Source organism: Lewinella sp., from assembly GCF_050633125.1.
Lineage (GTDB): Bacteria > Bacteroidota > Bacteroidia > Chitinophagales > Saprospiraceae > Lewinella.
The window spans coordinates 1-1332 of the sequence record NZ_JBOEFX010000205.1; the positions used below are offsets into that span (position 1 = coordinate 1).

Annotated in this window: 1 protein-coding gene; it reads right to left on the reverse strand. The window is 45.1% G+C overall.

Annotated elements, in window-relative coordinates:
- The coding region (locus ACRBG0_RS28045; protein WP_431490140.1) for a hypothetical protein at positions 1-1332 on the reverse strand (1332 nt) is incomplete at both ends.

Below are 1332 nucleotides of genomic sequence, written 5' to 3' on the forward strand. Positions count from 1 at the left end.
CAGTTCCTTGTGCAATAGGAGTTACCGCATCACTTAAGTACCAAGTGTAATCATAATCTGCCTGATCATCCAGTCCAATATCGATATCTTCGATAGATGCAGACCCAGTAGTTGCACAGTCAGTAATGTGCACTTCTGTTACATTGGTGATTTCATGAATTTGTGGTTCATTGTTGATCGTGAAAGTAGTAGTCGAGGGACAGTTGTCATTGGTGCCATCGATTTGAGTATCAGTTACGATGACAGTGTATTGTCCAGGAGCCAAGGCAGAGATTGAGTTTCCTGTACCACCATCTTGCACAGCTGATCCTTGTTGCGCATTAGTACTTGCTACAGTAGTGATTAAGTAGTCTCCATCAGAGGTATCAGTACCTCTGTACCAAACGTAAGAGTAGTCAGTCACTGCTGCACCACTTTGTAGTTGCACCGATAAGCTACCATTACCAGTATTGGCTCCAGGCGAGCTACAGTTAGAGTCTGAAGTGTTAGCCAGTTCAATTACAATAGGATCTACCGAGTTGTCATCGATAGTAAAGTTATGCTGACCACTAGTACATTGGTCTCCATTGGTAATGACTACATAGTAATCACCATCTTCAAGTCCAGTAATGGAAGCCGCACCAGGTACATGTGTGCCACCATGGGCAGCTCCACCAGTTTTGAAGTACTCGAAGGTATATCCTGCGGTATTACCCGCAGCTGTTCCATTGAGTGTTACATCATTGACTAGGAAAGCGCCATTGAAGAGTGCACTACAGTTCGTATTAGGCGTATTCACGAAAGCTGCAGCGTTTACAGCTAAAGGAGTTACCGTAATGTCCGGCACCTGTTCGGTCATCTCCACAGTTACATCAGTGAAACAAGTTGCACTAGGGTTAGCCAGGTTGGTGATTCTAAGGGTATAGAATCCATTCCCATCGGCATTACCATCGATACCACTGAAAGTAGATCCATAGATCACTGTTTCAACTCCATCAATGATGCCATCAACAGTACCCGAAGCGTTAGTAATAGAGGCTCCATCTGCGAGTGCACCAGTACCCCCCACAGAACCGGCATACCATTGGAAGCTGAACGAGCCATTACCCGCAGCAGCAGCATTGGTGATTGACCAATCGAAGGAACCATTTCCTTCATTAGCATCTGGATCACAGCTAGTATCTACGCCAGTAAGAGGAGTGATAACTATGTCCATGATAGGATCAACGGTTTGATCTTCGATCTCAAACTCGAATAGGGAAGTAGTACAGCTAGTAGTAGGTGTAGCCGCCGTATGTGTAGCTTCTACGTAGTAAGTACCTGCTGCAAGGCCTGTTCTTTCCCATTTATCAT